We start from the raw sequence: 24,228 nt of genomic DNA on the forward strand, positions 1-24,228 counted from the left end.
TCGCCGAGTACAAGAACACCGGCGCGGGCGCGGGTTCCGCGAGCTCGGACCGGCCTCAGCTGACGGACGCGCAGGCCGCCGGCCAGGAAGTCGCGGACTGGCTGGGGGACTGGACGCCTACGGCTTCCTGAGGCGGGCGAGGGGCCGGTGCGGCGAGAGTGCCGACCGGCCCCGAAGGTGTGCACCCGATCCGAGCACCCCTCCTAGCGCGGGGGGACCGGGCGGTCGTAGACGTTGTTCGGGGTCACGATCTCGGTGATCGCGCGGGCGACGAGCGAGGAGGGTTCCTGGCCCTCGTGCGTGATGTCGGTGTTGAGCAGAAGCACCAGGGTGGCCTTCTTCGAGGGCAGGTAGACGGTCACGCTCTCGTATCCCGGGATGGAGCCGTTGTGGCCGATCCAGCCGCCGCTCTTGAAGATGCCGAGTCCGTAGCTCGTGCCGGGGTAGCCGGTCGGCAGCATCCTGAGGCGCTGCCGCTGGGTCTCGGGGCTGAGCAGCGTCCCGGTGGCGACGATCCGGGCCCAGCGGCGCAGGTCGTGCAGGTTCGAGATCATCGCCCCGGCGGTCCAGGCCCAGCTGGGGTTCCAGTCCGTGGAGTCCTCGACCTCGCCGCTCAGCGTCTGGTTGGTGTAGCCGCGCGCGTGCGGCTCGGGGAACTCGGGGCCGGTGGGGAACAGCGTGTGGCGCAGGCGGGCCGGGCGGAGCACCCGCTTGTCGATGAAGTCGACGGCGCTGATGCCGCTGACCTTCTCGATCACCAGACCGAGCAGGACGAGGTTGCTGTTGGAGTACTGGAACTCCTCGCCCGGCGCGAAGGTGTTCGGGTGCTTGAAGCCGTACGCGAGCACCTCCCGCGGGGTGAACGAGCGGCTCGGGTCGCTCAGCAGGTCCTGCACGAAGTCCGGGTCCTCGGTGTACGGGAACAGCCCGCTGCGCATCTCGGCGAGATGACGCAGCGTGATCCGGTGACCGTTCGGCACGCCCTTGACGTAGGCGGAGATCGGGTCGTCCAGCCGGATGCGCCGGTCGTCGACGAGCTTGAGCAGCGCGGTGACTGTGAAGGTCTTGGTCTCGCTGCCGATCCGCATGAACAGGTCGGTGGACATCGGCTCGCGGGTGACCTTGTCGGCGACACCGGTCGCGCGGACGTAGTTCCCCTTGCCCGGCATCCACAGTCCGACGACGAGACCGGGGATGCCGGCCTCCCGGCGGACGTCCGCGATGGCCCGGTCCAGCCGGGCGGTCAGTTCGGAGCCGAGACCGTCGCGGACGTCCGGCGGGCACTCGTCCTTGTCCTTGACGTACCGGTCGGCGGCCGCGGTGTGGACGGCCGTGGCGGGAGTCGCTGCCATCGGGGCCAGCACGGATGCCGCGAGCAGCGCCGCGGCGAAGAGTCTGCGGGAGGGGGTGCGTCGCATGTCAGGGCGTCTCTTCCTGATCAGGGGCTCGGACGGCTCAGACGGCAAGGTCACCATCCGTCCCACGGCCGGAGGTCTCCTTTCCGTACGGCGTCCAGCGAGTCCACTCGTTCGGAGCCGGTGGCGCGTCGCGGCCCGCCGCAGCGGTGCGGGCGCCCCGTGGGATTACCGTCGGCGGCATGGACGGTGACCGCCGAGGATGGCGCCAGTGCTTGCTCGGCGGCGCGGTGTTTGCCGTGTGCATGGCCGGCACCACGCTGCCGACTCCGCTCTACGGCCTCTACCAGGAGAAGCTCGGCTTCTCCGAACTGACGGTGACCGTCGTGTACGCCGTGTACGCCTTCGGGGTCATCGGCGTGCTGCTACTGGCGGGCAACGCCTCGGACGCCGTGGGCAGGCGTCCGGTGCTGCTGGCCGGCCTCGGGTTCGCGGCGGCGAGCGCCGTCTGCTTCCTCCTCGCCACCGGGCTGGACTGGCTGTACGCGGGCCGGCTGCTGTCGGGGCTGTCCGCCGGCCTGTTCACCGGGGCCGCCACGGTGTACGTGATGGAGCTGGCACCGTACGGCGGCGCCTCCCGGGCCACCTTCGTGGCGACCGCCGCCAACATGGGCGGACTCGGCTGCGGTCCGCTGCTCGCCGGAGTGCTGGCACAGTACGCCGCCCGGCCGCTGTACCTGCCGTTCGTCGTCCACCTCGCGCTGGTGGCCGGCTCGGCCGCCGTCCTGCTGTGGCTGCCGGAGACCGTACGCGAGCGACGCCCGCTGAGTACCGTACGGCCGCGACGGCCCGGCCTGCCTCCGCAGGTACGTGCCGTGTTCGCGCCCGCGGCGACCGCCTCGTTCGTGGGGTTCGCGCTGTTCGGGGTATTCACGTCGGTCAGCCCGGCGTTCCTCGCGCAGTCCCTGGACGTCGACAACCACGCGGTGAGCGGGCTCGTCGTCGCGCTCGCCTTCTTCGCCTCGACCGCAGGGCAACTGGCGGTCGGCCGGGTCGGCGTGGAACGCTCGCTGCCGCTCGGCTGCGCCGGCCTCTTCGCCGGACTGGCCCTGCTCGCCGGCGCCCTGCACTGGGACCTGCTTGCGCTGGTGATCCTGAGCGCGCTCGTCGGCGGTGGGGGTCAGGGGCTGGCCTTCAGAGGGGCGCTGTCGGCGGTGGCCGAGGCGGCTCCCCCGGATCGTCGCGCATCCGTGATCTCGACCCTGTTCGTGGTGGCGTACGCGGGCATCTCGGTGCCGGTGATCGGTGTGGGCGTACTGACGGAATCGATCGGCCTGGAGGGAGCGGGGTTGGTCTTCATCGCGTGCATGACCGTCCTGGTGTCGACCGCGGGCGTGTACCTGCTCAGGCGGTCGGTCCGGGTCACGCCGTCTCGCTCTTGACCTTCGCCAGGAAGGACGACCAGGAGGTCGCGCCGAAGACGAGCACGGGGCCCTGGGGGGCCTTGCTGTCGCGGACGGGGACGAGGTGCGTGTAGCCGTGGGCGACCTCGACGCAGTTGTTGTCTCCCCCGTCGCTGTAGGACGACTTGCGCCATTCAACGGTGGTGAGGTCGAGGGTGTGCTTCATGGTCTGTGCTCCTCCACTACGTCCCTGACGAACGCGAGTGATTCCGGCGGGGACAGCGCCAGGTCCCTGAGCCGATCGTAGGACAGTCGGTGCCGCAGAACCCCCGTCGGATCCTCGGTCAACTGGCCTCCTGCGTTGCCTTCCGTGTAGGCAACGGCGCTTCCGTCCTCCTGCCAGAGCAGCGTCAGTGACGCGCTCATGTGGTGGTGCAGCCCCGCAGCGAAGGGCAATACCTGAAGCGTCACGTTGGGCCACATCGCAGCGGTCTTGAGATGAAGCAGCTGGTCATGCCAGACCTTGGCGTTTGCAGCAGGACGGCGGAACGCGAACTCGTCCACGACGATCCTGACGTTGGGCTCCGGTTTCTGCCGCAGCAAGTACTGCCGTCCGATACGCGCCGCCACCTGTTCCTCAACCAACTCGCCGTCCTCAGGTGTTGTCTGGGCTCCAGACAACACCTCGCGGGCGAACTCCTCGGTCTGTAAAAGGCCCGGGACTCCCAGCGTGAACTTCCACATGATCCGCGCCGTCGCCTCCAGCTCCATGAACCGCTTGTACTGGTCCTTGAACGCATCCAGCCGCGCCGCGTGCCAGTGCCGAACCAGCAGGTCACCGGCCCCGTAGTACCCGTCCAGGTCCTCCATGACGGTCACCTTGGAAAGCCGCTCACCCGTCTCCAAACGGCTGAGGTAGCTCTTGTCGTACCCGGTCTCGTCGGCCAGCTGCCCCAGCGACTTCCCCGCCTTCTCCCGCAGGAATTTCAGCGTCCGGCCCAGTACGGCCCGCCCCGACTCCCGCTGTCCGTCAGCCGATTCGCTCACGTCACCCCTCACCGTTGCCTGGGGCCGCAGACAACACCGACCCCCTTCCGCAGCGTACGTGCGACCAGTGACGATCGAGCCACGAACGGTAATCACCGCTCGTCAAGTCACTGAGAGGAGCACCGACATGAGGGAACGCATCGCGGGCCTCTGCGCATCACTGCTGCTGGCGATCATCCGTGCGCTACTGCCCGCCAGGGGCCGCCACCGAACCGCTCCCACCCAATCGCCCCTCCGGGAAGTGATGTTGGCGCCCCCTCTCGACGCCCAGTCCTTTGAGCAGGACACGCCGCTCGTACGCCCGTACCTCCTCACCGCGGAAGAACGCCACGAGCGCAGACTCCAGCGGCAGCGGCGTCGCGCCCTGTGGCTCGCCGTCCACGGCATCGACGTAGGCCCGCGCCACATCCACGGCATGGAGGTCTCCGCGTGAGCACCTCCGAGCACCCCCGCACCGCCGACGTCCTCCGTCTGCTGCCCTGGAGCACCCCCGAAGGCAACCCCTGCTACCTCAGCACCGACAGCGACCACAGCAGGCTCTCCCAGCTCGCCGACGACCTGGAAGAGGCCCAGATCGACTCGGGCGAACAGGTACTCGCGGGAGCCAGGGCCGTGCTGGCCGACCCCAAGGCCGGCGAGCGAGCCGTGCGCTTCGCGCTCACCAGGGCGGCGGAATGCCTGGCGGACCTCCTCCGTATCGCGGTCAGCCGTGGCGAACGCATCCCCCGGAGGGAACCGTGAACCTCAGTCTCACCGTGTCATCGCCCGCATCCTCCAGCACTCCGCACCCGGCAAGCTCTACCGTGGACGTCCGGTCATCACACGCCGTCCCTGCCGGAGAAGAGAAACCGATCATGGCTCACGAGGTGGATCCCCACTCCTGCGAGAGAACTCCCGAGGCGATCCGAGCCGCTCTGCAGCGGCGACCCGACTGGCTGCAGGGCTTCGAACAGGACTGGCTCAGCGCGGCGGCCGAGTTCGATCAGGCCGCGCTCGACGCCGTGACCGACAAGTGGTTCCCCTTCGCCCTGGCCTGCGCGACGCCCGGCTACCTGGAGGAGGTCGAGCAGACGGTCAAGCGGATGACCGAGGGCGACACCGAGGGCATGGTCTTCCGGGACTCGGACGGCAACGCCTACGACGCCGAGAACCGGCCGATCGACGCGGGCAGGTCGGGGTGAGTGCGTACGCGATCAGATACGTCGACCGCGCGGCTCAGCGAAAGGCCGTGTTGAGCCTGCCCCGACGCGCTTCCTTGGAGGATCTGGAAAAGAGGCTCAGCCTCAATCCGTTCGGTCCGCCCGCGATCAGCAACCGGGACAACAGCTGGTCGGCCGCCTTCCAGGGCGGCTTCATCACCTACGTGGTGTCCAACCGCCACGTCGTCATCAACGTCATCGACCTGGTGGCCGTCTGACCAGGAGAGCTGGGGCCGCTCAGCTGTCCGGCAGCGTTCCTGGCAGGTCGAAGGTCTTCGTGCGGCCCGTCCCCGTGTCGACGCGGGTCACCGTCTTCTCGGTGTAGAAATGCCAGCCCGCCGAGGTGACGGTGATGTCGAGGGAGGCCGCCACGCCCTTGATCCGGGCTCGGTGGAGTTCCTTGCCCGTGGTGGTGTCGAGCTCCATGATCTCCTTGTCGTCGCCCGTCGCCGCCGCGAGGAGGAGCGAGGAGCCGGTTGCCGTCACCGCGTCGCGATGGTTGGCCTCACGTTCGACAGACGGTCCAGCCGAGCCATGCGTACGCATTGGCTGCCGTCTGTGGCTGTAGGGGCTTGGCCGCCCGGCTCCCGAGGGCATCCGGGCCGCCACAGCAGAAGTCGCACGGCACGGACATCGGCTGCGTGGCCCGGATAGAGTGGGGGCGAGCCGTGACTGGCGTGTCGAGATGGGCGTAACCATCGGGGAGCGGCTTCGTCACATGGACGTGTGCCGCGCGCCTGGGCTTCTTGGGAGCAACCTGGGAGGCACCGTCGTGGTTCGGCACTTATACCCCTCACCCTTGGGCATCGGTCGGCCCTTGTTGGTCGGGATCGTCAACATCACTGCCGACTCGTTCTCGGACGGCGGCAGGTTCCTGGCCGCCGAGGATGCGGTGCCGCATGCGCGGCGGCTTTGGTCGGAAGGGGCCGACATCGTCGAGCTGGGCCCTGCGGCCAGCCACCCGGGCGCCCAGCAAGTGACTGCCGCTGAGGAAATGCGGCGGCTGACCGTCGTCATCGACCGGCTGGTCGCCGAGGGTGTGCCGGTGTCGGTCGACTCCTTCCTGCCGGAGACCCAACGCTTCGCAGCGGCTCGTGGGGCCGCGTACGTGAACGACATCCAAGGCTTCCCCGACCCGGCCCGGTACGAAGAACTCGCCGACACCGACTGCCGACTCATCGTCATGCACTCTGTGCAGCGCATGGGACCCGCCACCCAGGTCAAGACCGATCCCGCCGTGGTGTGGGCGGGGATCGAGGAGTTTTTCGCCGAGCGGCTGGCTGCGCTGGAAGCGGCCGGCATCGGCCGGGAACGGCTGGTCATCGATCCAGGGCTGGGCTACTTCCTGGGCACAAGTCCGGAACCGTCGCTGAGAGTCCTGGCACATCTTGAGCAGTTGAAGGCGCGGTTCGACGTGCCGGTCCTGGTTTCCCCCTCCCGGAAGTCGTTTCTTCGGGAGCTCACCGGGAGCAGTCTCTCGGGTATCGGTCCGGCAAGTCTGGCGGCGGAGCTCTACGCGGCCTGCCACGGGGCGGACTACATCCGCACCCACGACGTTGCCGCCGTCCGCGACGCACTCACCGTCTTCAACGCCCTGGACGCGGGCAAGGCAGGTGCGTGATGGAGCAGCGAGAGGCGATCGTCGCCGTGGTGCGGCGAGGCGCGCGGGTGCTCGTCATCCAGCGGGGCCCGCTGGCCCGGCTGCCGGGGTACTGGGCGCCCCTCAGCGGGAAGTTGGAACCCAGTGAGACGCAGGAGGAAGCCGTGGTCCGGGAGGTGCATGAGGAGGTCGGCCTGAGGGTCACACCCGTGGCCAAGGTCTGGGAGTCGCAGACCGAGGACGGCGCCTTCCGCCTGCACTGGTGGACCGCCGAGGCAGAGGAAGACGAGGTCGTGATGCAGCCGGGCGAGGTGAGCGACGTGCGCTGGGTCACGCCGCAAGAGTTCGCCCGGCTTCAGCCCGTCTTTGCGGCCGACCGCGTGTTCTTCGACCGCGTGCTGCCTCAGCTCTGACGCCTCAAGTCGCTGTGTGGGCGGTCGGCAGGAGCCGTCGGCCGCCCACACGCTTCCTGGTGTGTCAGGCCAGGATCTCGTGCAGCCAGGCCCGCTCGGCGCGGCTGGTGGCGCGGGCCATGACGAGCATGCCGCAGCGGCGGCCGGGATACGGACCGGCGCGTTCTACATCTGCTTGGGCCTGCTCGGCGGCGCCGTCAGTTCCCTGTGGACAGCCCTGCCCGCCGCCCCCGTTTTCGGCATCGCTCCGGGATCGGACTGCTCGCCACCGTCTCCACCTCGCTCACCGCTGCCCTCGCAGACGGCGACTGGCGCGAGCCGGCCGATGTCACGTTCTTGGCAACGGCCCTCCGGAATCGCTCTGCTCGACGTCGGCTCCGCCTTCTGGGGCCTGCTCGCCGGGCTGCTCACTTCTTCTCCGCCGGAGACGGCGCCGGCTGGACTGAGGCAACTCCCCGCACCCCGCGCTCACCCGTGCGGGGGCTCTGCATGGCCGGCGCCCGCTCACCGCCGCATCATCAGCGTGTCCTCCGCCCTCCCCTCCAGCACCCCCGGCACAGGCCCCGCCAGTCGCGCATACGTCCCACCCCGGGCCACCAACTCGGCGTGCGTGCCAACCTCCACCAGGCGTCCCTCGTCGACGACCAGGATGCGGTCGGCGTCGGGGGCGAGGCTCAGGTCGTGGGTGATCATGATGGTCGTACCGCCGGACATGAGGCGGCGCAGCGGTCGGACGATCTGGCGGGCCGCTACCGAGTCGAGGCCTGCCGTCGGTTCGTCGAGGACCAGGACGGGGGCGGCGCGGAGCATCGCGCGGGCGATGGTGATGCGCTTGAGTCGGCCGCCGGAGAGGGCTGCCGTGCCGGGGGCGATCCGGGTGTCGTAGCCGTCGGGGAGCGCGGTGATGAAGTCGTGCGCGGCTGCGGAGCCGGCGGCCCGTTCGATGTCCGCGTCGGTCGCGCCCGGGCAGCCTTTACTGGCCGAAGGCCAGCCCCTGTCCCGCCAGTCGAACCCGGATCCCGTCCTTCTCCACCCGCACGTCCCGCAGCCACAGCTCCCCGCGTTCCGGCTCGGGCAGCCGGAAGCCGAGGGAGAGCTGGTCGGCGAGGACCGGGCGGGTGAGCCTGGAGAGGGCGTCGAGGAGCGCCGGGTCGAGGCCGAGGCGGTCGAGTACCTCGGGGTGGGCCAGGGTCAGGTCGAGGAGGTTGACCCGCATGGCCTGGTGGACGAAGTCGCGGGAACCGGTCAGCGCGGCGAGCTTGTCGTCGTTGCGCAGCGCCTCGCGGACGGTCGCGTCCGGCACCCCCATGCGCCGTACGACCGACGGCACCCCCAGCAGCGCCCGCACCTTGCGCGTCTCCCGGGCCAGCCGGCTCACCGACTTCGGCGTCAGATGCAGACCCTCCGAGGCACGAACACCGGGCCGGTACGTCGCCAGGTCCCCCACGTCCAGACGCATACCGCCGATCGTCGTGGCAATGCCCTGGTCGCCTGCGCGCCCGATGCGTACGTCGGCCCGCAGCCGCAGGTCGTGTCCGGCGACCGGCAGCGTGCCGCGCGCCAGGATCCGGTCCCGGCCCTGTCCCGTGAACGTCACCTGGGACGCGCCGAGTTCACGGTTCAGGTCGGCGAAGGAGAGCAGCACGTCGCCGTTCAACTCCGGCACCCGGGCCCCGCGCACGGAGGTCGGCCCGTCGCCGTCGAGGGTGATGTCCCGGGCCGTCGCCGACACCGAGGCCAGCGTGATCCGGTCGGCCGACACGTCCGGAACGGTCACCTTCACCGAGTCCAGGCGCCCGTCGACGAGTTGGGGCAGGAAGGGGAAGCCGTCGATCTTCACCTCGGGTGCCGCGGTCAGTTTCAGGCGGTCCTTGAGGGCGTCCGCCGCCCGGTGCTCGGCGTAGAGCACGGCCCAGCGGTCGGCGAGGGTGAGGAACGCGGCGAGCACCAGCAGGCCCGCCACCGCCTTCAGCGCGAACGGCAGTCCGGCGAAGCGACCGCGCCTACGACGCCGGCCGCCCCGGCGGTGCTGGGGCGGGGACCAGGGTTCGTCCCCGCCCGGCACTTCAGGTACATCAGATACTTCGGATACTTCGGATACTTCAGGCAGGTCTGCGTAGGGATGCGTCGATATGTGGTGGGGGGCGCGCATCGATCCATCCGACCACGCGTGTGCCCCCCACCCGCAACCTCAACCCGAGGTATGCGACTCAGCTCACGATCTACTTGCTAATGCTCTACTGCTCTACTGCACGACCGTGATCCGGTTAGTCACCGGCGGCGCGATCGGGCTGGTCGCCGACGAGTTGGCCGTCAGGTACTGCTCCAGAGCCGCCAGGTCGTCCCCGCCGACCAGGTCGTTCGTGCCCAGGCCCAGCGTCGTGATGCCGTCGCCGCCGCCCGCGAGGAAGCTGTTCGTCGCGACGCGGTAGGTGGCCGCCGGGTCGATGGCCGTGCCGTTCAGCTTGACGGTGTCGGCGAGGACGCGGTCCGCGCCGGTCTTCGTCATGTCGAGCGTGTACGTCAGACCGGTCGACGGCAGCAGGATCTTCGGCGCCGCCGCGTTCGAGCCGCTCACCTGCTCCTTGAGGATCTGGATCAGCTGGGCGCCGGTGAAGTCCTGGAGGTTCACGGTGTTGGAGAACGGCTGCACCGTGAAGCCCTCGGCGTACGTCACCACGCCGTCGCCCTCGGTCCCCTTGGCCGCGTAGGTGAGGCCCGCCCGGACTCCGCCCGGGTTCATCAGCGCGAGGTCCGTCTCCGGGTCGAGCTCCTTGCCGTACGCGAGTTGCGCGTCGGCGATGAGGTCGCCCATCGGGGACTCGGTGCCGGTGCTGGGTATGTCGGCGGTGATGTAGCCGATCGGGCGGTTGCCGATGGGCGCCGCGAGGGTGTTCCACTTGGCGATCAGCTCGGTCATGTCCGTCGCCTTGGGGACGGTCCGGGTGACCACGTGGTTCGCGGACGGCACGGCCGTACGGGCGATGTCACCCGTCCAACGGTCGTACGTCAGCGTGGTGTCCGTGTAGAGGCGGCCGAAGGACGCGGCCGAGGTGACCGTACGCGGCTTGCCCGCCGGGTCGTTGATGGTGCACGCGTACGCGGCGTGGGTGTGGCCGGTGACCAGCGCGTCCACCTGCGGGGTGATGTTCTTGGCGATGTCGACGATCGGGCCGGAGATGCCGTCGCCGGCGCCCGGGGAGTCGCAGTCGTAGTTGTACGCGGTCGAGGCGGGCAGGCCGCCCTCGTGGATCAGCGCGACGATCGACTTGACGCCCTGCCTCTGCAGCACCTTGGCGTACTTGTTGATCGTCTCGACCTCGTCCTTGAACTTGAGGCCCTTGACGCCCTCGGCGGAGACGACGCCCGGGGTGTCCTCCAGGGTCACGCCGATGAAGCCGACCTTGACGCCGTTCTTCTTCCACACCCAGTAGGGCTTGAGGATCGGCTTGCCGGTCTTCTCGTCCAGGACGTTCGCCGCGAGGTACGGGAAGTCGGCGCCCTCGAACTCCTCGTCCGTGTAGCAGCCGGCGGTCGGGTGGCAGCCGCCGTTCTGCATACGGGCCAGCTCCTTGGCGCCCTCGTCGAACTCGTGGTTGCCGACGGAGGTGACGTCCAGGTCGAGCTTGTTCAGCGCCTCGATGGTGGGCTCGTCGTGGAAAAGGCCCGAGATCAGCGGGGAGGCACCGACCATGTCGCCGCCGGCCGCCGTGATGGAGTACTTGTTGCCCGCGCGGGCCTGGCGCAGATGGGTGGCGAGGTACTCGACACCGCCGGCGTCGATGGTCTTCGTCGTCCCGTCCTCGTGCACCTCGGTGACCCGGCCGGAGGAGCCGGACGGCGGCTCCAGGTTGCCGTGCAGGTCGTTGAACGACAGCAGCTGCACGTCCTGGTAGCGGCCCGACGTCTGACCGCCGGGCTTGCCCTTGGTCTCGCCCGCGTTCGCCGCCGAAGGCAGCGCGGCCGCCAGCGCCCCGGCCGTGGCGAGACCGGCGGCCGCGGCCACCAGCCGGTACGTACGACGTCTGCGGTGCTGCTGCGACTGAGATGTGGCTGGCATACGCCCCCCTGTGTTTCTGGTGAGGAAGTGGGTGAGGAAGTGGCCCCGTCCCGGCGCAGCCTAGGGTCAACGCGCGTAGCGCGACAGAGGTTTCGTGGTTACATCCTGGTTGCTTCTTTGCCGCCACTTTGCCGCGGCCTCCCCTTACCCTCGTACGCATGACCAGCGATGACACCGCACAGCCCGGCATCTCCCGCTCGATCGAAACGCACTCCGCACTCGCCCCGGACCGGACCGAGGCAGTGCTGGAGCTGCTCGCGGAGGCGGCCCGGAACGACGGGCAACAGGCGGTGTCCGAACAGGGGCGGTTGCAGTTGCGGGGCGGCCCACGCGAAGGCGTGTCCCATTTGCTCCTGTCTGTGGGTCCCGAACTGGTCGGCTACGCCCAGTTGGAGGACACCGACCCGGTGGAGGCGCCGGCCGCCGAACTGGTCGTCCACCCCGCGCACCGCGGCCACGGCCATGGACGCGCCCTCGGCTCGGCCCTCCTCGCCGCGTCCGGCAAGCGGCTGCGGGTGTGGGCGCACGGCGGCCACTCCGCCGCGCGGCACCTGGCGCAGGTCCTCGGCCTGACGCTCTTCCGCGAACTACGGCAGATGCGGCGCCCGTTGGCGGGGCTGGACCTGCCCGACCCGGTGCTCCCCGAGGGCGTGACCGTCCGCACCTTCGTCCCCGGCACCGACGACGCCGCCTGGCTCGCGGCCAACGCGGCGGCCTTCGCCCACCACCCCGAACAGGGGTCGCTCACCCAGCGGGACCTCGACGACCGCAAGGCCGAGCCGTGGTTCGACCCCGCCGGCTTCTTCCTCGCCTTCCGCGGCGACGAACTGATCGGCTTCCACTGGACGAAGGTCCACGCGCAGGAGCGGCTCGGCGAGGTGTACGTGGTCGGTGTACGGCCGGGCGCCCAGGGCGGGGGACTGGGCAAGGCCCTCACGACGATCGGGCTTCGGCACCTTGCCGGACAGGGGTTGCCTACGGCGATGCTGTACGTCGACGCCGACAACAAGGCGGCGGTGTCGGTGTACGAGCGGCTGGGGTTCGTGACGTACGAGACGGATCTGATGTACCGCACGGAGACGTGACAGGCCGTGACAGGCATGGGGGGCGTATCAGGCATGGGCAAGTGGGTCGTGATCGCGGAGTACCGCAGCGGTGACTACGACGAGAGCGAGTTCCTCGACGCGGGGAGCACGAAGTACCAGGCGCTTGAGGTACTCCACGGCCTCATCCACACGTATCTGCCGCGGTCCGGGATCAACGAGAAGTGGCGCCGGGTGTACCGGCTCGCCGACCGCGAGTCGTATGTGGTGATGATCAAGGGGTCGGTGACTCTGTGGCACTGCACCCTGCGGGTGGCGGAGCTGGTCTTGGACTCGGCCGATCCGGCCCTGGCCAAGGCGGTGCAGGCGGAGGGCGCGGCAGCCCAAGCGGCTGCCGCGCCCCAGGACCGGATCCCGCCCGGCTATCGCTAGGGCAATGTCCGGCGGATCAGGTCGCAGGAAATCGGCGCTGCCTGATCGACGCCCCAGATCGGCGCCCGCCGCAGATCGGCGCCCGCCGCGGAGCGGCTGATGTCACTGCTGCCCCGCGTCTGCGGCATGATCCGCCGGACATGCCTAGGGCGATCCTGGCACGGCACCCCGCGGGTGGCGCCGCAGCACGTGCCCCCGCCGTACCGGCTCCGGCCCGCACACCCCCCACACCAGCACCGCCGCCGCCAGCACCACCGCCCACCGTTCGTGGGCGGCCTCCCACCGCGGGTCGTCGGGCGAGACGAACAGGGACCAGCGGTGCGGCAGGAGCAGCCCGGCCAGGATCGCCGTGGTCAGGACGCTCGCCGCGACCGACGGGCCCGGCTCGGGCTCGTCCGCGAACCTCACAGCCGTCGCGGCGGCGGCCAGTGCGAGGGCGGCGGTCGCGCCGGCCTCCAGGGTGAGGGCGCCGACCGGGGGCCGTACCTCCTCCGGTACGAGGGCCAGTATTGCCGTCCACCACAGCACCGCCACCGGCACGACCCACGCCACCCGCAGCCCCGTCCGCACCCAGCGCCGGGTGGTGACGGGCACGGTGAGGTGCCGGGCGGGGTCGTCCAGCAGGAACGCCAGGCCGAGGGCGAAGGCGAGGGCGGCGCCCCGCAGCAGGTTGAGCGCCAGCCACGGGTCCGGCGGGCCGTCGGCCAGCCGCGGCAGCCAGACGAGCAGTAGCCCTACGACGGCCCCCGCGCCGAGCGCCCGCCAGGGGACCGTTCGCCCGACACTCCACACCAGGGCCCCGCTCACACCTGGCACTCGACGGTCCCCCTCAACGCCCTTCATCGCCACGCCCCCTCATCTCCAGCCCCTCAGACCCCGGCCCCGCACCGCCACGCCCTCTCACTCCTCACACTCGTCGGCTCCCTTGGGCGCCTCGGTCCCCAGCACGCGAGCCACCTGAGCCGTACTCACCCCAGGAGCCGTCAGCTCCCCCCAGTGCTCCTTCACCGCGGCCGTGACCTCGGCCCGCGGACGCTTGAGCAGTTCCACCGTCACCGAGGTCTGTCCGGCGGACATGGACAGCGAGTTGGTGGGGGCCAGGACGATCGCCGAGCCGCTGAGGCTGTCGTCGAGGCGGACGTTCTTGAGGTCGCCGATCGGGTCGGCGGCGCCGCCCAGGGCCAGCCACATCACCGTCACCATGCGCCCGTCGCACAGTTCGCCGCCCTTGGCCTCGTTGCTCGCAACCAGCACGGAGGCGACGGCGGCCGCGAACTCGGGGACGCGGTTGCCGCCCCAGCGGGTGCCGACGGTGACCTGGTGGGGGGCGGTCAGCGGGGCGATTGTGGTGTCACCGGCGAGCCCGAAGGTGGCGTCGAACCGCTGTCGTACGAGCAGCTGCTCCTTGGCCGCCGAGCCGGCCGCGAGGGCCTGGACGCGGTCCACGACTCCCGCCCAGGTGCCCGTCCGGCCGGTCCACTCCGGGAACGCGCAGTACGTCGAGGCGCCGTGCCGGATGCAGGACTGCTCCTTCTCCGGAGTGGCGGTGGCCCGCTCGCGGGCCGCGGTCAGCTCCGGCGAGACGCCTCCGGACTGTGCGACCGCGCCGGTCAGCGTCAGGGCGAGGGCGCCCGCCACCCCCGCCTTGACGTGCCAGGTCCGGCCGCCGCCGGCCAGCACGGAAACCGTGGCCGCCAGCAGGACGAGCCCGACGAGATAGAGCGCGTGCCAGGCGGCCGGCCGCCCGAGCAGGTCGGACGGCAGTGTCTCGGTGCTGTTCTCGCCGACGACCGGGGACAACCAGCGGCTCCACTCGGCGTCGCTCGTGCCGGCGGAGACGAACACGGAGAAGGTGAAGAGGCCGAGCACGAGGAGGGGCGCGGCGAACACGGTCGGCACAAGGCGGGCGAACAGCACACCGAGGGCGCCGCACAGCATCACGTAGAGGGGCCCGACGGCGAGTTCGGCCACCGAGCCGTGGCCCACCGCGCCGGGCTTGAGCGCCTCCCAGGTGAACTCGCCCAGCACGACCAGTGCGGTGAGCACGGCGAACGGCACGACCGACAGGACGTGCGCGACCGTACGCCGCCACGGCTCCATCACCAGCACGTCGAAGTGCCGGTCGGTGCCGCGCCGGCGGGACCGCAGCGCGGCCCGGTTGACGCAGACGAGCAGGGCGATGCCGAGGAGGAAGGGCGCGCTCTGGGTGCCCCGGTCGACGTCCTGGAGCGCCGGGAAGGCGTCCATGCCCTCGCGCTCGGACAGCAGCCCCCAGAGGGTGTAGCCGATGTACACGACGAGGGCGACCAGCACCGGGATGTACCACAGCAGGTCGCGGGCCTCGAAACGGGCGAGGGCGAACACGGCCGCCCACGGCCGGCGTGGCTCGCTGTGCACGACGGGCGGGGCCGTCGCTTCCATGACCGTGTTCACGCTGCCGCCACCTCCGCGCCCGCGCCGTCGAGCGTGAGCAGATAGCCGTCCTCCAGGGTGGGTTCGAGGAGGTCGGCGCCGGGCGGCGGATCACCCACGTTGCGGAAGGAGCCGGTGCCGGTGCGCCAGCCGGCCAGCGCGCCGGGGTCGCGTTCCGTACTGCTCCACACCTGGCCCGCGGCCCGCGCGGTCAGCTCGGCCGGGGTGCCGTCGAAGCGGACCTGGCCGACGGCCAGCACCACGACCCGGTTGCAGAGCATCGCCACGTCCTCCGTCTGGTGGGTGGACAGCAGCACCGTCCGCCCCTCTCCCGCCTGCGCGATCAACTCCCGGAAGCGCATGCGCTGTTCGGGGTCGAGGCCGACGGTCGGCTCGTCCAGGACGAGGAAGCCGGGGTCGCCGACGAGCGCGGCCGCCAGCGCGACCCGCTGCCGCATACCGCCGGACAGCCGCTTGATGCGCCTGCCCCGGACATCACCCAGGTCGACCTCTTCCAGGACGCGCCGGACCTCGCGGTGGCGGGCGCCCCGGTCGGTCAGCTCCTTCAGGATCGCCACGTAGTCGACGAACTCGAAGGCCGTGAAGTCCGGGTGGAAGCCGGGGGTCTGCGGCAGATAGCCGAGCGAGCGCCGTACGTCCTGGCGTCCGCGCGAGGTCGCCGGGTCGTGGCCCAGCACGGTGAACGCCCCCCGGTCCGGCGGCACGGCCGTCGCCAGCACCCGCAACAGGGTCGTCTTGCCGGCCCCGTTGGGCCCGAGCAGCCCGGTGACGCCCCGCGTCAGCCGCAGCGACACGTCGTCGAGGGCGCGGGTACCGCCGTAGCGGAGGCTCAGCCCGGAGGCGGAGACGGTGGGGGTCATGCGGCACTCCCGTTGAAGAGGTCGAAACGGTCACGAAGAAGGAAGAGCAGCCCGGCGGCGAGCGCGGCGACCGCCGCGGCCACGCCCTGCCCGGCCGCGGTGAACGGTGCGAGCGGATCGCCGTCGGCCGCCCGCAGTGCGTCAGCCGTCAGCAGCAGCGCGACCCAGGACCCGCCGACCAGGGCCGGCGCGAGCACCGGTCCGAGCCGTGGCGTGAGCGCGAGGCCGGTCGCGGTGAGGGCGAGGGCGGGCAGCAGCCAGGCGAGGGCGCGCAGGCCGTACTCGGGGAGCGCGAGCGTCGCGAGTCCGTTGAGGCCGAGTCCGGCGACGAGTACGGCGATCGTGCGGATCATCAGCAGCCGGAAGCCGTGCGTCGGCGAGACGACGGCCATCTCGTACGTCGGGTCCAGCGCGGGTCCGTACGACAGCGCGACCCCGGCGAGCGGCAGCAGCGGCGCGAGTGCGAGGAACAGCGTGGGTGTGCCGGCGTCCGGGCGCGAGTTGGCCACGACGACGGTCATCACGAGGACGGCGACGACGGAACCGAGCCAGGAGCCGCGCAGCACCGGTGTGGCCGCGAGGAGCCGCGCGGTGTGGTCGGCGACGCCGAGCCGGACCAGCAGGGACTCGAACAGCCCGAGCCGGGGTGCGTCGAGTTCGGCGTCGAGCCGCTCCCACCCCGCGTCGAGGGCGACGGGATCGCTGACGTCGGCCAGCACGCCCCGGCACTGCGCACAGGCGGTGAGATGCGCGTCGGCGGACCACAGCACCGGGGGCGCCAACTCGCCCCGGGCGTAGGCCCGTAGATCCTCCTCGGACACATGCCAGGTCATGCCGCCACCTCCCGCGCTCGTGGATACGTACTCATGCCAGCGCCTCCCGCAGCTGCTTGCGGGCCCGCATCGCCCGTGTCTTGACCGTGCCCGGCGGGATGCCGAGGAGGACGGCCGCCTCCCGGGTGGTCAGCCCGTCGATGACCGTGGCCTGGAGCACGGCGCGCAACTCCGGTGAGAGGCTCACCAGGGCGCCCGCGAGGTCTCCGTGCTCCACCCCCGCGAGCACGCGTTCCTCCGCGGACGCCTCGTCCCGGTGCCGCAGCCGTGCCAGCGCCTGCCGCAGCCGCCCCCGCGCCCCGTCGCCGCGCAGTGCGTCGACCAGCCGCCGCGAGCCGATGCGCCACAGCCATCCGGCGACGTCCCCCTCCTCGCGGTAGCGGGCGGTCCCCCGCCAGACGGCCAGGAACGTCTCCTGTACGACGTCGTCGACGACCCCGGTGTCCGAGCACCGGCCGCGCAGGCGTGCGGTGAGCCACGGCGCGAAGCGCCGGTACAGCTCTTCGAAGGCGCGCCGGTCCCCGTCCGCCGCGATGGCCCGCAGCAGCTCCCCGTCGCTTCTCGTTTCGCTCACATCTCCTCATCGCACGAGCCCGATCGATCGGTTCACGCAATCACGCTTGACTTTCCGACACCTCTTCCACCACCCTTTCACTACTCAATTAGTGAAAGGGTGGTGGGCGTGTGGTCGAGTACCGCATCGACCGGCACAGCGGCGTGGCCACCTACGTCCAGATCGTCCAGCAGACCAAGCAGGCGCTCCGCCTCGGCCTCCTCGAACCCGGCGACAAGCTGCCGACGGCCCGCGAGGTCGTCGAGGCCACCGCCATCAACCCGAACACCGTGCTCAAGGCCTACCGCGAGCTGGAGCGCGAGGGCCTGGTCGAGGCACGGCGGGGCCTGGGCACCTTCGTACGGCGCACGCTGGGCACCGCACCGGCCGACTCCCCCCTGCACGGCGAGCTGGACACCTGGGCGGCGAAGGCCCGCGAGGCCGGCATGGCCCGCGAGGACGTGGCCGCACTGTTCACCGCCGTACTCGAGAAACACTTCCAAGGAGACTCCTCATGACCGACACGGCGATAGCCGCGGCCGCGCTCGGCAAGCGCTTCGGCCGCCGAGGAGGCTGGGCGCTGCGTGAGTGCACCTTCCGCCTGCCGGCCGGCCGGGTCTGCGCCGTCGTCGGCCCGAACGGCGCGGGCAAGTCCACCCTGCTCGCCCTCGCCGCCGGCCTGCTCGCCCCCAGCGAGGGCACGGTGACCGTCCTCGGGACCACCCCGGGCGAGGCACGCACGCGCGTGGGCTTCGTCGGCCAGGACAAGCCGCTGTACCCGCAGCTCACCGTCGCCGAGACGCTGCGCATGGGCGCCGACCTCAACCCGGGCCGCTGGGACGCGGCCACCGGCGAGCGGATCGTGGCCGCGGGCGAACTGAACCCCAAGTCCCGCATCCGCACCCTCTCCGGCGGCCAGCGCACCCGTGTCGCCCTCGCCCTGGCCCTCGCCAAGCGGCCCGAACTGCTGCTCCTGGACGAGCCGATGGCCGACCTCGACCCGCTGGCCCGGCACGAGCTGATGGGCGTCCTGATGGCCCGGGCCGCCGAGCACGGCACCACCATCGTGATGTCCTCGCACGTGGTCGCCGAACTGGAGGAATCCTGCGACCACCTGCTGCTGGTCGGCGGCGGCCGGGTCCGCCTGTCCGGCGAGATCGACGACCTGCTCGCCGCCCACGCGCGCGTGTCCGCCCCCGCGGAGACCGACCTCGCCCCGCACACCGTCGTCGAGTCCCGCACCACCGGCCGTCAGCTCACCGCGCTGATCCGCCCGGCGGGCCCGCTCCCCGGCGACTGGCGCACCGGCGGCCGCCTCTCCCTGGAGGAGCTGGTCCTCGCCCATCTGCGCAGCCCCGAAGCGCCCACCCTGCCCCCGGCCGACACCGACAAGCCCGAGGAGAACGCCGCGTGAGCGCCCTGACCCTCGCCGCCCCGGCGCCGCCCTCCTCCGCGCCGCCCCCGCGCCAGCTCCGCTGGCTGCTGCGCCTGCACCGCCCGGCCCTGTACGCCTGGACGGGCCTGGTCGTCGTACTCGGCGCCCTGCTGCTGTGGCTCGCGGGCCCGCTCACCGACGCGTCGGAGGCCGCCTGGAAGCAGTACAACGCCTGCGGAATGGCCGCCTGCACCTACGACCAGGACGCGATCCTCCTCTATAAAGACGTCGCCCGGTACACGAGCACCGCCGTCCTCGCGCTGCCGTTCCTGGTCGCCGCCTGGGCGGGCGCCTCGCTGATCGGCCGCGAGCTGGAAACCGGCACCGCACAGCTCGCCTGGACCCAGGGCGTCTCCCCGACCCGCTGGCTCGCCGCCAAGCTCGCCCTCCCGGCCGCCCTGGTCACCGCCGGAACGTCCCTGCTGGCCCTGCTGCACCGCCTGGCATGGTCGGCGGGCCAGGGCCGCGTCGACAACGGCAAGGCCTGGAACAGCATGGAGACCCTCTACGCGAGCGGCCCCATGGTCGTCGCCCTCGCCCTGGCGGGGCTGGCCGCCGGCGCCCTCCTGGGCCTGCTGCTGCGCCGGTCCCTCGCCGCACTGGTCGGCTCGGCCTGCGTCACGGGCGTCCTGTGGATCGGGATCTTCCTGGCCCTGCCCCACCTCTGGCCGGCCGTCACCCGCGTCAGCAGCCTGCGGGACGGCCCGTCGGGCTCCGGCATCACCGTCGCGGAGGGCCTGCTCACCGCCGACGGCGACCGCCTCGCCATCCCCCGGTACTGCGGCAGCAGCATCGACCCCGCCTGCGGCACGCTCTTCGACCGCCTCGACGCCGTCAGCTTCTACCGGGACTACCACCCCCAGTCCCACTACTGGCCCCTGCTCCTCGTGGCGACCGGCATCCTCCTCGCCGTCGCCGTCCTGCTGACCGTCGTGGCGTTCCGCGTGCTGCGCCACCGGACCGCCGACCGCCAGGGGGCCGCCGTATGACCGCCGCCGCGGGACTGCCGCGCACGGTGCTGCGCCTGCACCGCACGGCGGGGATCGTGTGGGTCGTCTTCGTCCTCGGTGCCGTCGCCTGGCTGGTGTGGCTGAACGAGGTCACCGCGGACGCGGCGCGCGCCGCGGTGAGCAGCTGCCCCAGCGACACCGTCATCTGCGACGCGGTCTGGGCGAGCCTCAACTACAGCGAGCCGACGGGCTGGATCAGCACGCTCGTGTACTACAGCTTCTGGGCCGTCGCCGCCTGGGCGGGCGGCTCGCTGATCGGTCGCGAGCTGGAGAGCGGCACCGCGCAGCTCGCCTGGACGCAGGGCGTGACGCCCACCCGCTGGCTGGCCGTCAAACTCGCGGTGCCCGCGCTGGTGATCGTCCTCGGCGGCGCGATCTTCGTCCCGGTGTACCGGTGGGCCTGGTCGGCGAACCGGGATCTGATGGGCGACGACTGGAGCTTCCCCGACGTGTTCGCCGCCCACGGCCCGGCGGTCGTGGCGTACGGCCTGTGCGCCCTCGCGGTCGGCACGCTCACCGGGCTCGTACTGCGCCGCTCACTGCCCGCGCTCGGCGTCACCGTCACCGTGATGGTGCTGCTCAACCAGGTCCTGGAGCGGTACCGCGACGACTTCTGGCCGACGGTGACCCTGGCCTCCGCCGGCCGGTCCGAGGTGCCCAACACCTGGTGGCAGGCGGGTGACGGCCGCTATCACCCCCCGTCGCACTTCTGGCCCATGCACCTGATCGAGACCGGCATCCTCCTCGCCGTCACCGCCGCGGCCACCGCCGCCGCGTTCCGGCTGCTGCGCCGCCGCACCCGCTGAAAGCCGCCGCACCCGCTGAAAGCCGCCGCATCCGCTGAAACCGGGCCGTACGTCTCTCCACGGGGGGAGGGACGTACGGTTGCGGCATGCATCGCCGCATGTAGACGCCCGCGAGCCGCCCCCCGGTGTCCCACACGCCATGTCGCCGTAACCATTGGTTCAGACGGGCTTGCGACGCTCACTGAATGAAGCCCGTCGTGCCAGAGCCTTCGCCGCCCCCCGAGGGATCCGCGCGGAACGGGGACGCCGGCGTTGCCGCCACGCTCCCGCCCGCCCTGTCCGACGCGCCTGTATCGCTCGTGGCGCGGAAGAATGGGTCCATGAGCCAGCCAAACGCCCCGGTACAGATCCAGCACGCCCAGCCCTCCGTCGGTTCCATAGCCGCGCACCGCCCGCACACCGTGTCGGCTGCCGTCTCCGACCTGGAACCCGACATCGACGCCGACCTCGACGCGTACGAAGAGGCGCCGTTCGACGGCCCGCAGCTGCCCCAGGGGCGATTCCTCGACCGGGAGCGCAGCTGGCTCGCGTTCAACGAGCGCGTCCTCGAACTCGCCGAGGACCCGAACACGCCCCTCCTCGAGCGCGCCAACTTCCTCGCGATCTTCGCCAGCAACCTGGACGAGTTCTTCATGGTCCGGGTGGCCGGTCTGAAGCGCCGTATCGCCACCGGTGTCGCCACCCGGTCCGCGTCCGGCCTCCAGCCCCGCGAGGTCCTGGAGATGATCTGGGCCCGCTCGCGTGAGCTCATGGCCCGGCACGCCGCCTGCTACCACGAGGACATCGCCCCCGCCCTGGCCGAGGAGGGCGTCCACCTAGTCCGCTGGAACGAGCTCCAGGAGAAGGAACAGGCCCGCCTGTTCACCCTCTTCCGGCACCAGATCTTCCCGGTGCTGACCCCGCTGGCGGTCGACCCGGCGCACCCCTTCCCGTACATCTCGGGGCTGTCTCTCAACCTGGCCGTCATCGTCCGCAACCCCGTCACCGGCCACCGCCACTTCGCCCGCGTCAAGGTGCCGCCGCTGCTGTCCCGCTTCCTGGAGAGCTCCCCGGGCCGTTACGTCCCCATCGAGGACGTCATCGCCGCCCACCTGGAGGAGCTGTTCCCGGGCATGGAGGTCCTGGAGCACCACGCCTTCCGCCTCACCCGCAACGAGGACCTCGAGGTCGAGGAGGACGACGCCGAGAACCTCCTCCAGGCTCTGGAGAAGGAGCTCATGCGGCGCCGCTTCGGGCCGCCGGTGCGCCTGGAGGTGGAGGAGTCCATCGACCGCGAGGTGCTCGACCTCCTCGTCCGCGAGCTGAAGATCAGCGAGGCCGAGGTCTACCCGCTGCCCGGTCCCCTGGACCTCACGGGCCTCTTCCGTATCGCCTCCCTGGACCGGCCCGAGCTGAAGTACAAGAAGTTCATCGCCGGTGTCCACCGCGACCTGGCCGAGGTCGAGTCGGCGTCCGCGGCCGACATCTTCGCCGCGCTGCGCACCCGGGACGTGCTGCTGCACCACCCGTACGACTCCTTCTCGACGTCCGTGCAGGCGTTCCTGCAGCAGGCGGCCGACGACCCGGACGTCCTCGCCATCAAGCAGACCCTGTACCGGACCTCGGGCGACTCCCCCATAGTCGACGCGCTCATCGACGCCGCCGAAGCCGGCAAGCAGGTCCTCGTCCTGGTGGAGATCAAGGCCCGCTTCGACGAGCACGCCAACATCAAGTGGGCGCGCAAGCTGGAGGAGGCGGGCTGCCATGTCGTCTACGGCCTCGTCGGCCTGAAGACCCACTGCAAGCTGTCCCTGGTGGTCCGTCAGGAGGGCGACACGCTACGGCGCTACAGCCACGTCGGCACGGGCAACTACCACCCGAAGACGGCGAGGCTGTACGAGGACCTGGGCCTGCTCACCGCGGACCCGCAGGTCGGCGCGGACCTCTCGGACCTCTTCAACCGCCTGTCGGGCTACTCGCGCCGGGAGACCTACCGTCGCCTCCTGGTCGCCCCCAAGTCCCTGCGGGACGGCCTGATCGCGCGGATCAACAAGGAAGTCCAGCACCACCGTGCCGGACGCCCCGCCTTCGTCCGCATCAAGGTCAACTCGATGGTGGACGAGGCGATCATCGACGCCATGTACCGCGCGTCCCAGGCGGGCGTGCCGTGCGACATCTGGGTGCGCGGCATCTGCGCGGTCCGCCCCGGCGTCGCGGGCCTGTCGGAGAACATCCGGGTCCGCTCGATCCTCGGCCGCTTCCTCGAACACTCCCGGGTGTTCGGCTTCGGCAACGGCGGCGAGCCCGAGATGTGGATCGGCAGCGCCGACATGATGCACCGCAACCTCGACCGCCGTATCGAGGCACTGGTGAGGGTCACCGACCCGGCCCACCGGGCCGCCCTCAACAGGATGTTGGAGACGGGCATGTCCGACACCACCGCGTCCTGGCATCTCGGCCCGGACGGCGAGTGGACCCGGCATGCGACCGACGCGGACGGCCAACCCCTGCGCAACGTCCAGGAGATGCTCATAGACGCCCGGAGGCGCCGGCGTGGCACAGCAACACCTTGACCCGACGGATCCCCAGTCCGATCACGTCGGGCCGGTCACCGGGGACGCCCTCGCCGGCTACCTGCGGGCCCAGGCCACCGAGTTCCTCCGCGCGCTGCGGCTGCACCGGGAAACCGGCGGTACGACAGCCGGCGCGAACGGCGCGGAGGACACCGTCGACGCGGCCCGGGCGCTGCGCCGCTCGGTCCGCCGCATCAGCGGCAGCCTGCACACCTTCCGGCCCCTGCTCGACGCCGAGTGGTCGGACGCGATGCGCCCCGAACTGGCGTGGCTGTCGGGGACGCTGGCGATGGAGCACGCGTACGGGGCCCGGCTGGAGCGCCTGCTGCTGGCGCTGCACCGGCTGTCGGGGGCGGTGTTCCCGGCCCAGTCGGCTCACGCAGGCGCCGGCAGTTCCTCCTCCGGGGCCGTGGGCAGTCGTTCCGCCGGGGCGGCTCCCGACCCACGGAAAGCGGCACCTGAGAACGCCGGGCCGCCGACCGACCTGCCCGCACCGGACCGCGGCACCCTGACCGTGGGCGCGGCGAAGGCCGGCGCCCTGCTCGACCGCCAGCTCACCCTGGCCCGGACCCGGGCGCACAGCACCGCCCTCCAGTGCCTCGGCTCCTCCCGCTTCCATGCGGTCGCCGACAGCGTCGCCGTACTCGCCAGCGAGGTCCCGCTCACCAGCACCGCGGCCGCCTCCGCCCTGCACCCCTTCGCTGCCGCCGCCAAGGAGCGCCTCACGGACGCGATCGCCGTCCTCCCCCTCGTGACCGCCGGCAGCCCCTACAACGCGGAGGCGCTGATCCACGGCCTCTCCCCGGATCCGTCCCCGCACGCCCAGGACGCCCCCTGGCACCAGGTCCGCCTGCTCCTGCGCCTGCACCGCTACGCCCGCGAGGTCCTCGACGGCAGTGGGGGCACCTCCCGCTCGAGCGCAGCCGAGAGTGGGGGAGCGCCCGTCGACGTCCGGCTGCTCACCGCCGGCCAGGCCCTGGACCGGCACCGGGACGCCTCGGAGGCGGCGGCAGCGGCGGCCCAGGCGGCCCGTACCCCCCGTATCGCCCCGGCGACGGCGTACGCCCTCGGCGTGCTCCACGCCGACCAGCGGCACGAGGTGGAGGCGGCCCGTTTCACGTTCCAGCAGTCGTGGCAGAAGCAGGCGGTCGGCACATCCTGACCCATCTCCTCGTGTTCTCCTCGTGCAGGCGG

At 71.4% G+C, this 24,228-nt stretch carries 26 protein-coding genes, 2 pseudogenes and 1 riboswitch; of the genes and pseudogenes, 16 read left to right on the forward strand and 12 right to left on the reverse strand.

Going from position 1 to position 24,228, the window contains the following annotated elements:
• Positions 1-131: pseudogene (locus AC5P09_RS36320) on the forward strand (pectinesterase family protein); the annotation flags it as partial.
• A 72-nt stretch (positions 132-203) separates the two neighbouring features.
• On the opposite strand, the gene AC5P09_RS36325 reads toward AC5P09_RS36320, so the two are convergent.
• The gene (locus AC5P09_RS36325) at positions 204-1,418 is read right to left on the reverse strand and encodes a serine hydrolase domain-containing protein (protein ID WP_493877972.1); all 1,215 of its coding nucleotides are present in this window, start codon (positions 1,416-1,418) and stop codon (positions 204-206) included.
• Positions 1,419-1,597: 179 nt separating this feature from the next.
• Here AC5P09_RS36325 and AC5P09_RS36330 point away from each other — a divergent pair, with 179 nt between their 5' ends.
• The gene (locus AC5P09_RS36330) at positions 1,598-2,797 is read left to right on the forward strand and encodes an MFS transporter (protein WP_493877973.1); all 1,200 of its coding nucleotides are present in this window, start codon (positions 1,598-1,600) and stop codon (positions 2,795-2,797) included.
• Here AC5P09_RS36330 and AC5P09_RS36335 read toward each other — a convergent pair.
• Together AC5P09_RS36335 and AC5P09_RS36340 are read right to left on the reverse strand one after the other, a co-directional pair.
• Entirely contained in the window at positions 2,778-2,984 is a 207-nt protein-coding gene (locus AC5P09_RS36335) for a DUF397 domain-containing protein (RefSeq protein WP_493877974.1), read from the reverse strand. The genes AC5P09_RS36330 and AC5P09_RS36335 overlap by 20 nt on opposite strands.
• Positions 2,981-3,805, reverse strand: coding sequence for a helix-turn-helix domain-containing protein (locus AC5P09_RS36340; RefSeq protein WP_493878025.1), 825 nt, complete (start codon positions 3,803-3,805; stop codon positions 2,981-2,983). Before AC5P09_RS36340 ends, AC5P09_RS36335 begins: the two co-directional genes overlap by 4 nt.
• Before the next feature lie 127 nt (positions 3,806-3,932).
• Between AC5P09_RS36340 and AC5P09_RS36345 the strand changes: the two genes are divergently transcribed.
• The 4 genes from AC5P09_RS36345 to AC5P09_RS36360 all read left to right on the forward strand — a co-directional run bounded on the left by AC5P09_RS36345 (position 3,933) and on the right by AC5P09_RS36360 (position 5,222).
• Positions 3,933-4,238 (forward strand): hypothetical protein, encoded by a 306-nt coding sequence (locus AC5P09_RS36345; RefSeq protein ID WP_493877975.1) that lies wholly within the window; start codon positions 3,933-3,935, stop codon positions 4,236-4,238.
• Entirely contained in the window at positions 4,235-4,546 is a 312-nt protein-coding gene (locus AC5P09_RS36350; protein ID WP_493877976.1) for a hypothetical protein, read from the forward strand. The genes AC5P09_RS36345 and AC5P09_RS36350 overlap by 4 nt, the downstream gene beginning before the upstream one ends.
• Positions 4,547-4,659: 113 nt before the next feature.
• Positions 4,660-4,986, forward strand: a complete 327-nt coding sequence (locus AC5P09_RS36355; protein WP_493877977.1) for a DUF6247 family protein — start codon at positions 4,660-4,662, stop codon at positions 4,984-4,986.
• Between the two features lie 74 nt (positions 4,987-5,060).
• On the forward strand, positions 5,061-5,222 hold the full coding sequence (locus tag AC5P09_RS36360; protein WP_493877978.1) for a hypothetical protein: 162 nt from the start codon (positions 5,061-5,063) through the stop codon (positions 5,220-5,222).
• Positions 5,223-5,241: 19 nt separating this feature from the next.
• Here the strand turns inward: AC5P09_RS36360 and AC5P09_RS36365 are convergent, their stop codons facing one another.
• Positions 5,242-5,490 carry a hypothetical protein gene (locus AC5P09_RS36365; RefSeq protein WP_493877979.1) on the reverse strand — a complete coding sequence of 83 codons (249 nt, stop codon included), beginning with the start codon at positions 5,488-5,490 and terminating at the stop codon, positions 5,242-5,244.
• Between the two features lie 172 nt (positions 5,491-5,662).
• Positions 5,663-5,754, forward strand: a riboswitch (ZMP/ZTP riboswitch).
• 55 nt (positions 5,755-5,809) lie between these two features.
• Between AC5P09_RS36365 and folP the strand changes: the two genes are divergently transcribed.
• Positions 5,810-6,625, forward strand: coding sequence for a dihydropteroate synthase (gene folP / locus AC5P09_RS36370; protein ID WP_493878026.1), 816 nt, complete (start codon positions 5,810-5,812; stop codon positions 6,623-6,625).
• Positions 6,625-7,017, forward strand: coding sequence for an NUDIX domain-containing protein (locus tag AC5P09_RS36375; RefSeq protein WP_493877980.1), 393 nt, complete (start codon positions 6,625-6,627; stop codon positions 7,015-7,017). Before folP ends, AC5P09_RS36375 begins: the two co-directional genes overlap by 1 nt.
• A 504-nt stretch (positions 7,018-7,521) precedes the next feature.
• Here the strand turns inward: AC5P09_RS36375 and AC5P09_RS36380 are convergent.
• The 3 genes and pseudogenes from AC5P09_RS36380 to AC5P09_RS36390 all read right to left on the reverse strand — a co-directional run.
• Positions 7,522-7,989, reverse strand: a pseudogene (locus AC5P09_RS36380) (ATP-binding cassette domain-containing protein); the annotation flags it as partial.
• 1 nt (position 7,990) lies between these two features.
• Positions 7,991-9,169: an LmeA family phospholipid-binding protein gene (locus AC5P09_RS36385; RefSeq protein ID WP_493877981.1), complete on the reverse strand. Its 1,179-nt coding sequence runs from the start codon at positions 9,167-9,169 to the stop codon at positions 7,991-7,993.
• 93 nt (positions 9,170-9,262) lie between these two features.
• Entirely contained in the window at positions 9,263-11,077 is a 1,815-nt protein-coding gene (locus AC5P09_RS36390) for a bifunctional metallophosphatase/5'-nucleotidase (RefSeq protein ID WP_493877982.1), read from the reverse strand.
• A 158-nt stretch (positions 11,078-11,235) separates the two neighbouring features.
• Between AC5P09_RS36390 and mshD the strand changes: the two genes are divergently transcribed.
• Positions 11,236-12,162 (forward strand): mycothiol synthase, encoded by a 927-nt coding sequence (gene mshD / locus AC5P09_RS36395; RefSeq protein ID WP_493877983.1) that lies wholly within the window; start codon positions 11,236-11,238, stop codon positions 12,160-12,162.
• Between the two features lie 15 nt (positions 12,163-12,177).
• Positions 12,178-12,552: a hypothetical protein gene (locus tag AC5P09_RS36400; protein WP_493877984.1), complete on the forward strand. Its 375-nt coding sequence runs from the start codon at positions 12,178-12,180 to the stop codon at positions 12,550-12,552.
• 144 nt (positions 12,553-12,696) lie between these two features.
• Here the strand turns inward: AC5P09_RS36400 and AC5P09_RS36405 are convergent, their stop codons facing one another.
• The 5 genes from AC5P09_RS36405 to AC5P09_RS36425 are packed head-to-tail and all read right to left on the reverse strand — an operon-like array spanning position 12,697 to position 17,252.
• Positions 12,697-13,395 (reverse strand): ABC transporter, encoded by a 699-nt coding sequence (locus AC5P09_RS36405; RefSeq protein ID WP_493877985.1) that lies wholly within the window; start codon positions 13,393-13,395, stop codon positions 12,697-12,699.
• 57 nt (positions 13,396-13,452) lie between these two features.
• Entirely contained in the window at positions 13,453-14,985 is a 1,533-nt protein-coding gene (locus AC5P09_RS36410) for an ABC transporter permease (protein WP_493877986.1), read from the reverse strand.
• Positions 14,982-15,845, reverse strand: a complete 864-nt coding sequence (locus tag AC5P09_RS36415) for an ABC transporter ATP-binding protein (RefSeq protein WP_493877987.1) — start codon at positions 15,843-15,845, stop codon at positions 14,982-14,984. The genes AC5P09_RS36410 and AC5P09_RS36415 overlap by 4 nt, the downstream gene beginning before the upstream one ends.
• On the reverse strand, positions 15,842-16,678 hold the full coding sequence (locus AC5P09_RS36420) for a zf-HC2 domain-containing protein (RefSeq protein ID WP_493877988.1): 837 nt from the start codon (positions 16,676-16,678) through the stop codon (positions 15,842-15,844). Before AC5P09_RS36420 ends, AC5P09_RS36415 begins: the two co-directional genes overlap by 4 nt.
• A 31-nt stretch (positions 16,679-16,709) precedes the next feature.
• Positions 16,710-17,252 carry an RNA polymerase sigma factor gene (locus AC5P09_RS36425; RefSeq protein WP_307675783.1) on the reverse strand — a complete coding sequence of 181 codons (543 nt, stop codon included), beginning with the start codon at positions 17,250-17,252 and terminating at the stop codon, positions 16,710-16,712.
• 110 nt (positions 17,253-17,362) lie between these two features.
• On the opposite strand from AC5P09_RS36425, the gene AC5P09_RS36430 reads away from it, so the two are divergent.
• From AC5P09_RS36430 to AC5P09_RS36455, 6 genes are all read left to right on the forward strand, one after another.
• Entirely contained in the window at positions 17,363-17,749 is a 387-nt protein-coding gene (locus tag AC5P09_RS36430) for a GntR family transcriptional regulator (protein WP_266437301.1), read from the forward strand.
• A complete protein-coding gene (locus tag AC5P09_RS36435) occupies positions 17,746-18,645 on the forward strand; it encodes an ABC transporter ATP-binding protein (protein ID WP_493877989.1) in 900 nt (299 codons plus the stop codon). The genes AC5P09_RS36430 and AC5P09_RS36435 overlap by 4 nt, the downstream gene beginning before the upstream one ends.
• 5 nt (positions 18,646-18,650) lie before the next feature.
• A complete protein-coding gene (locus tag AC5P09_RS36440) occupies positions 18,651-19,655 on the forward strand; it encodes an ABC-2 membrane transporter-related protein (RefSeq protein ID WP_493878027.1) in 1,005 nt (334 codons plus the stop codon).
• Entirely contained in the window at positions 19,652-20,482 is an 831-nt protein-coding gene (locus AC5P09_RS36445; RefSeq protein ID WP_493877990.1) for an ABC-2 membrane transporter-related protein, read from the forward strand. The genes AC5P09_RS36440 and AC5P09_RS36445 overlap by 4 nt, the downstream gene beginning before the upstream one ends.
• Positions 20,483-20,667: 185 nt before the next feature.
• Positions 20,668-23,034, forward strand: a complete 2,367-nt coding sequence (locus AC5P09_RS36450; protein ID WP_493877991.1) for an RNA degradosome polyphosphate kinase — start codon at positions 20,668-20,670, stop codon at positions 23,032-23,034.
• Complete coding sequence (locus tag AC5P09_RS36455) at positions 23,015-24,196, forward strand: CHAD domain-containing protein (RefSeq protein ID WP_493877992.1); 1,182 nt, start codon at positions 23,015-23,017, stop codon at positions 24,194-24,196. Before AC5P09_RS36450 ends, AC5P09_RS36455 begins: the two co-directional genes overlap by 20 nt.
• Positions 24,197-24,228: the final 32 nt, after the last annotated feature.

The organism is Streptomyces sp. a15 (genome assembly GCF_059026085.1).

Bases quoted from the DNA above. Each gene is read 5' to 3' on its own strand.
- AC5P09_RS36325 (WP_493877972.1), bottom strand. From the start codon at position 1,418: ATGCGACGCACCCCCTCCCGCAGACTCTTCGCCGCGGCGCTGCTCGCG.
- AC5P09_RS36330 (WP_493877973.1), top strand. From the start codon at position 1,598: ATGGACGGTGACCGCCGAGGATGGCGCCAGTGCTTGCTCGGCGGCGCG.
- AC5P09_RS36335 (WP_493877974.1), bottom strand. From the start codon at position 2,984: ATGAAGCACACCCTCGACCTCACCACCGTTGAATGGCGCAAGTCGTCC.
- AC5P09_RS36345 (WP_493877975.1), top strand. From the start codon at position 3,933: ATGAGGGAACGCATCGCGGGCCTCTGCGCATCACTGCTGCTGGCGATC.
- AC5P09_RS36355 (WP_493877977.1), top strand. From the start codon at position 4,660: ATGGCTCACGAGGTGGATCCCCACTCCTGCGAGAGAACTCCCGAGGCG.
- AC5P09_RS36375 (WP_493877980.1), top strand. From the start codon at position 6,625: ATGGAGCAGCGAGAGGCGATCGTCGCCGTGGTGCGGCGAGGCGCGCGG.
- AC5P09_RS36385 (WP_493877981.1), bottom strand. From the start codon at position 9,169: ATGCGCGCCCCCCACCACATATCGACGCATCCCTACGCAGACCTGCCT.
- AC5P09_RS36390 (WP_493877982.1), bottom strand. From the start codon at position 11,077: ATGCCAGCCACATCTCAGTCGCAGCAGCACCGCAGACGTCGTACGTAC.
- mshD (WP_493877983.1), top strand. From the start codon at position 11,236: ATGACCAGCGATGACACCGCACAGCCCGGCATCTCCCGCTCGATCGAA.
- AC5P09_RS36400 (WP_493877984.1), top strand. From the start codon at position 12,178: ATGGGGGGCGTATCAGGCATGGGCAAGTGGGTCGTGATCGCGGAGTAC.
- AC5P09_RS36405 (WP_493877985.1), bottom strand. From the start codon at position 13,395: ATGAAGGGCGTTGAGGGGGACCGTCGAGTGCCAGGTGTGAGCGGGGCC.
- AC5P09_RS36415 (WP_493877987.1), bottom strand. From the start codon at position 15,845: ATGACCCCCACCGTCTCCGCCTCCGGGCTGAGCCTCCGCTACGGCGGT.
- AC5P09_RS36420 (WP_493877988.1), bottom strand. From the start codon at position 16,678: ATGACCTGGCATGTGTCCGAGGAGGATCTACGGGCCTACGCCCGGGGC.
- AC5P09_RS36435 (WP_493877989.1), top strand. From the start codon at position 17,746: ATGACCGACACGGCGATAGCCGCGGCCGCGCTCGGCAAGCGCTTCGGC.
- AC5P09_RS36445 (WP_493877990.1), top strand. From the start codon at position 19,652: ATGACCGCCGCCGCGGGACTGCCGCGCACGGTGCTGCGCCTGCACCGC.
- AC5P09_RS36450 (WP_493877991.1), top strand. From the start codon at position 20,668: ATGAAGCCCGTCGTGCCAGAGCCTTCGCCGCCCCCCGAGGGATCCGCG.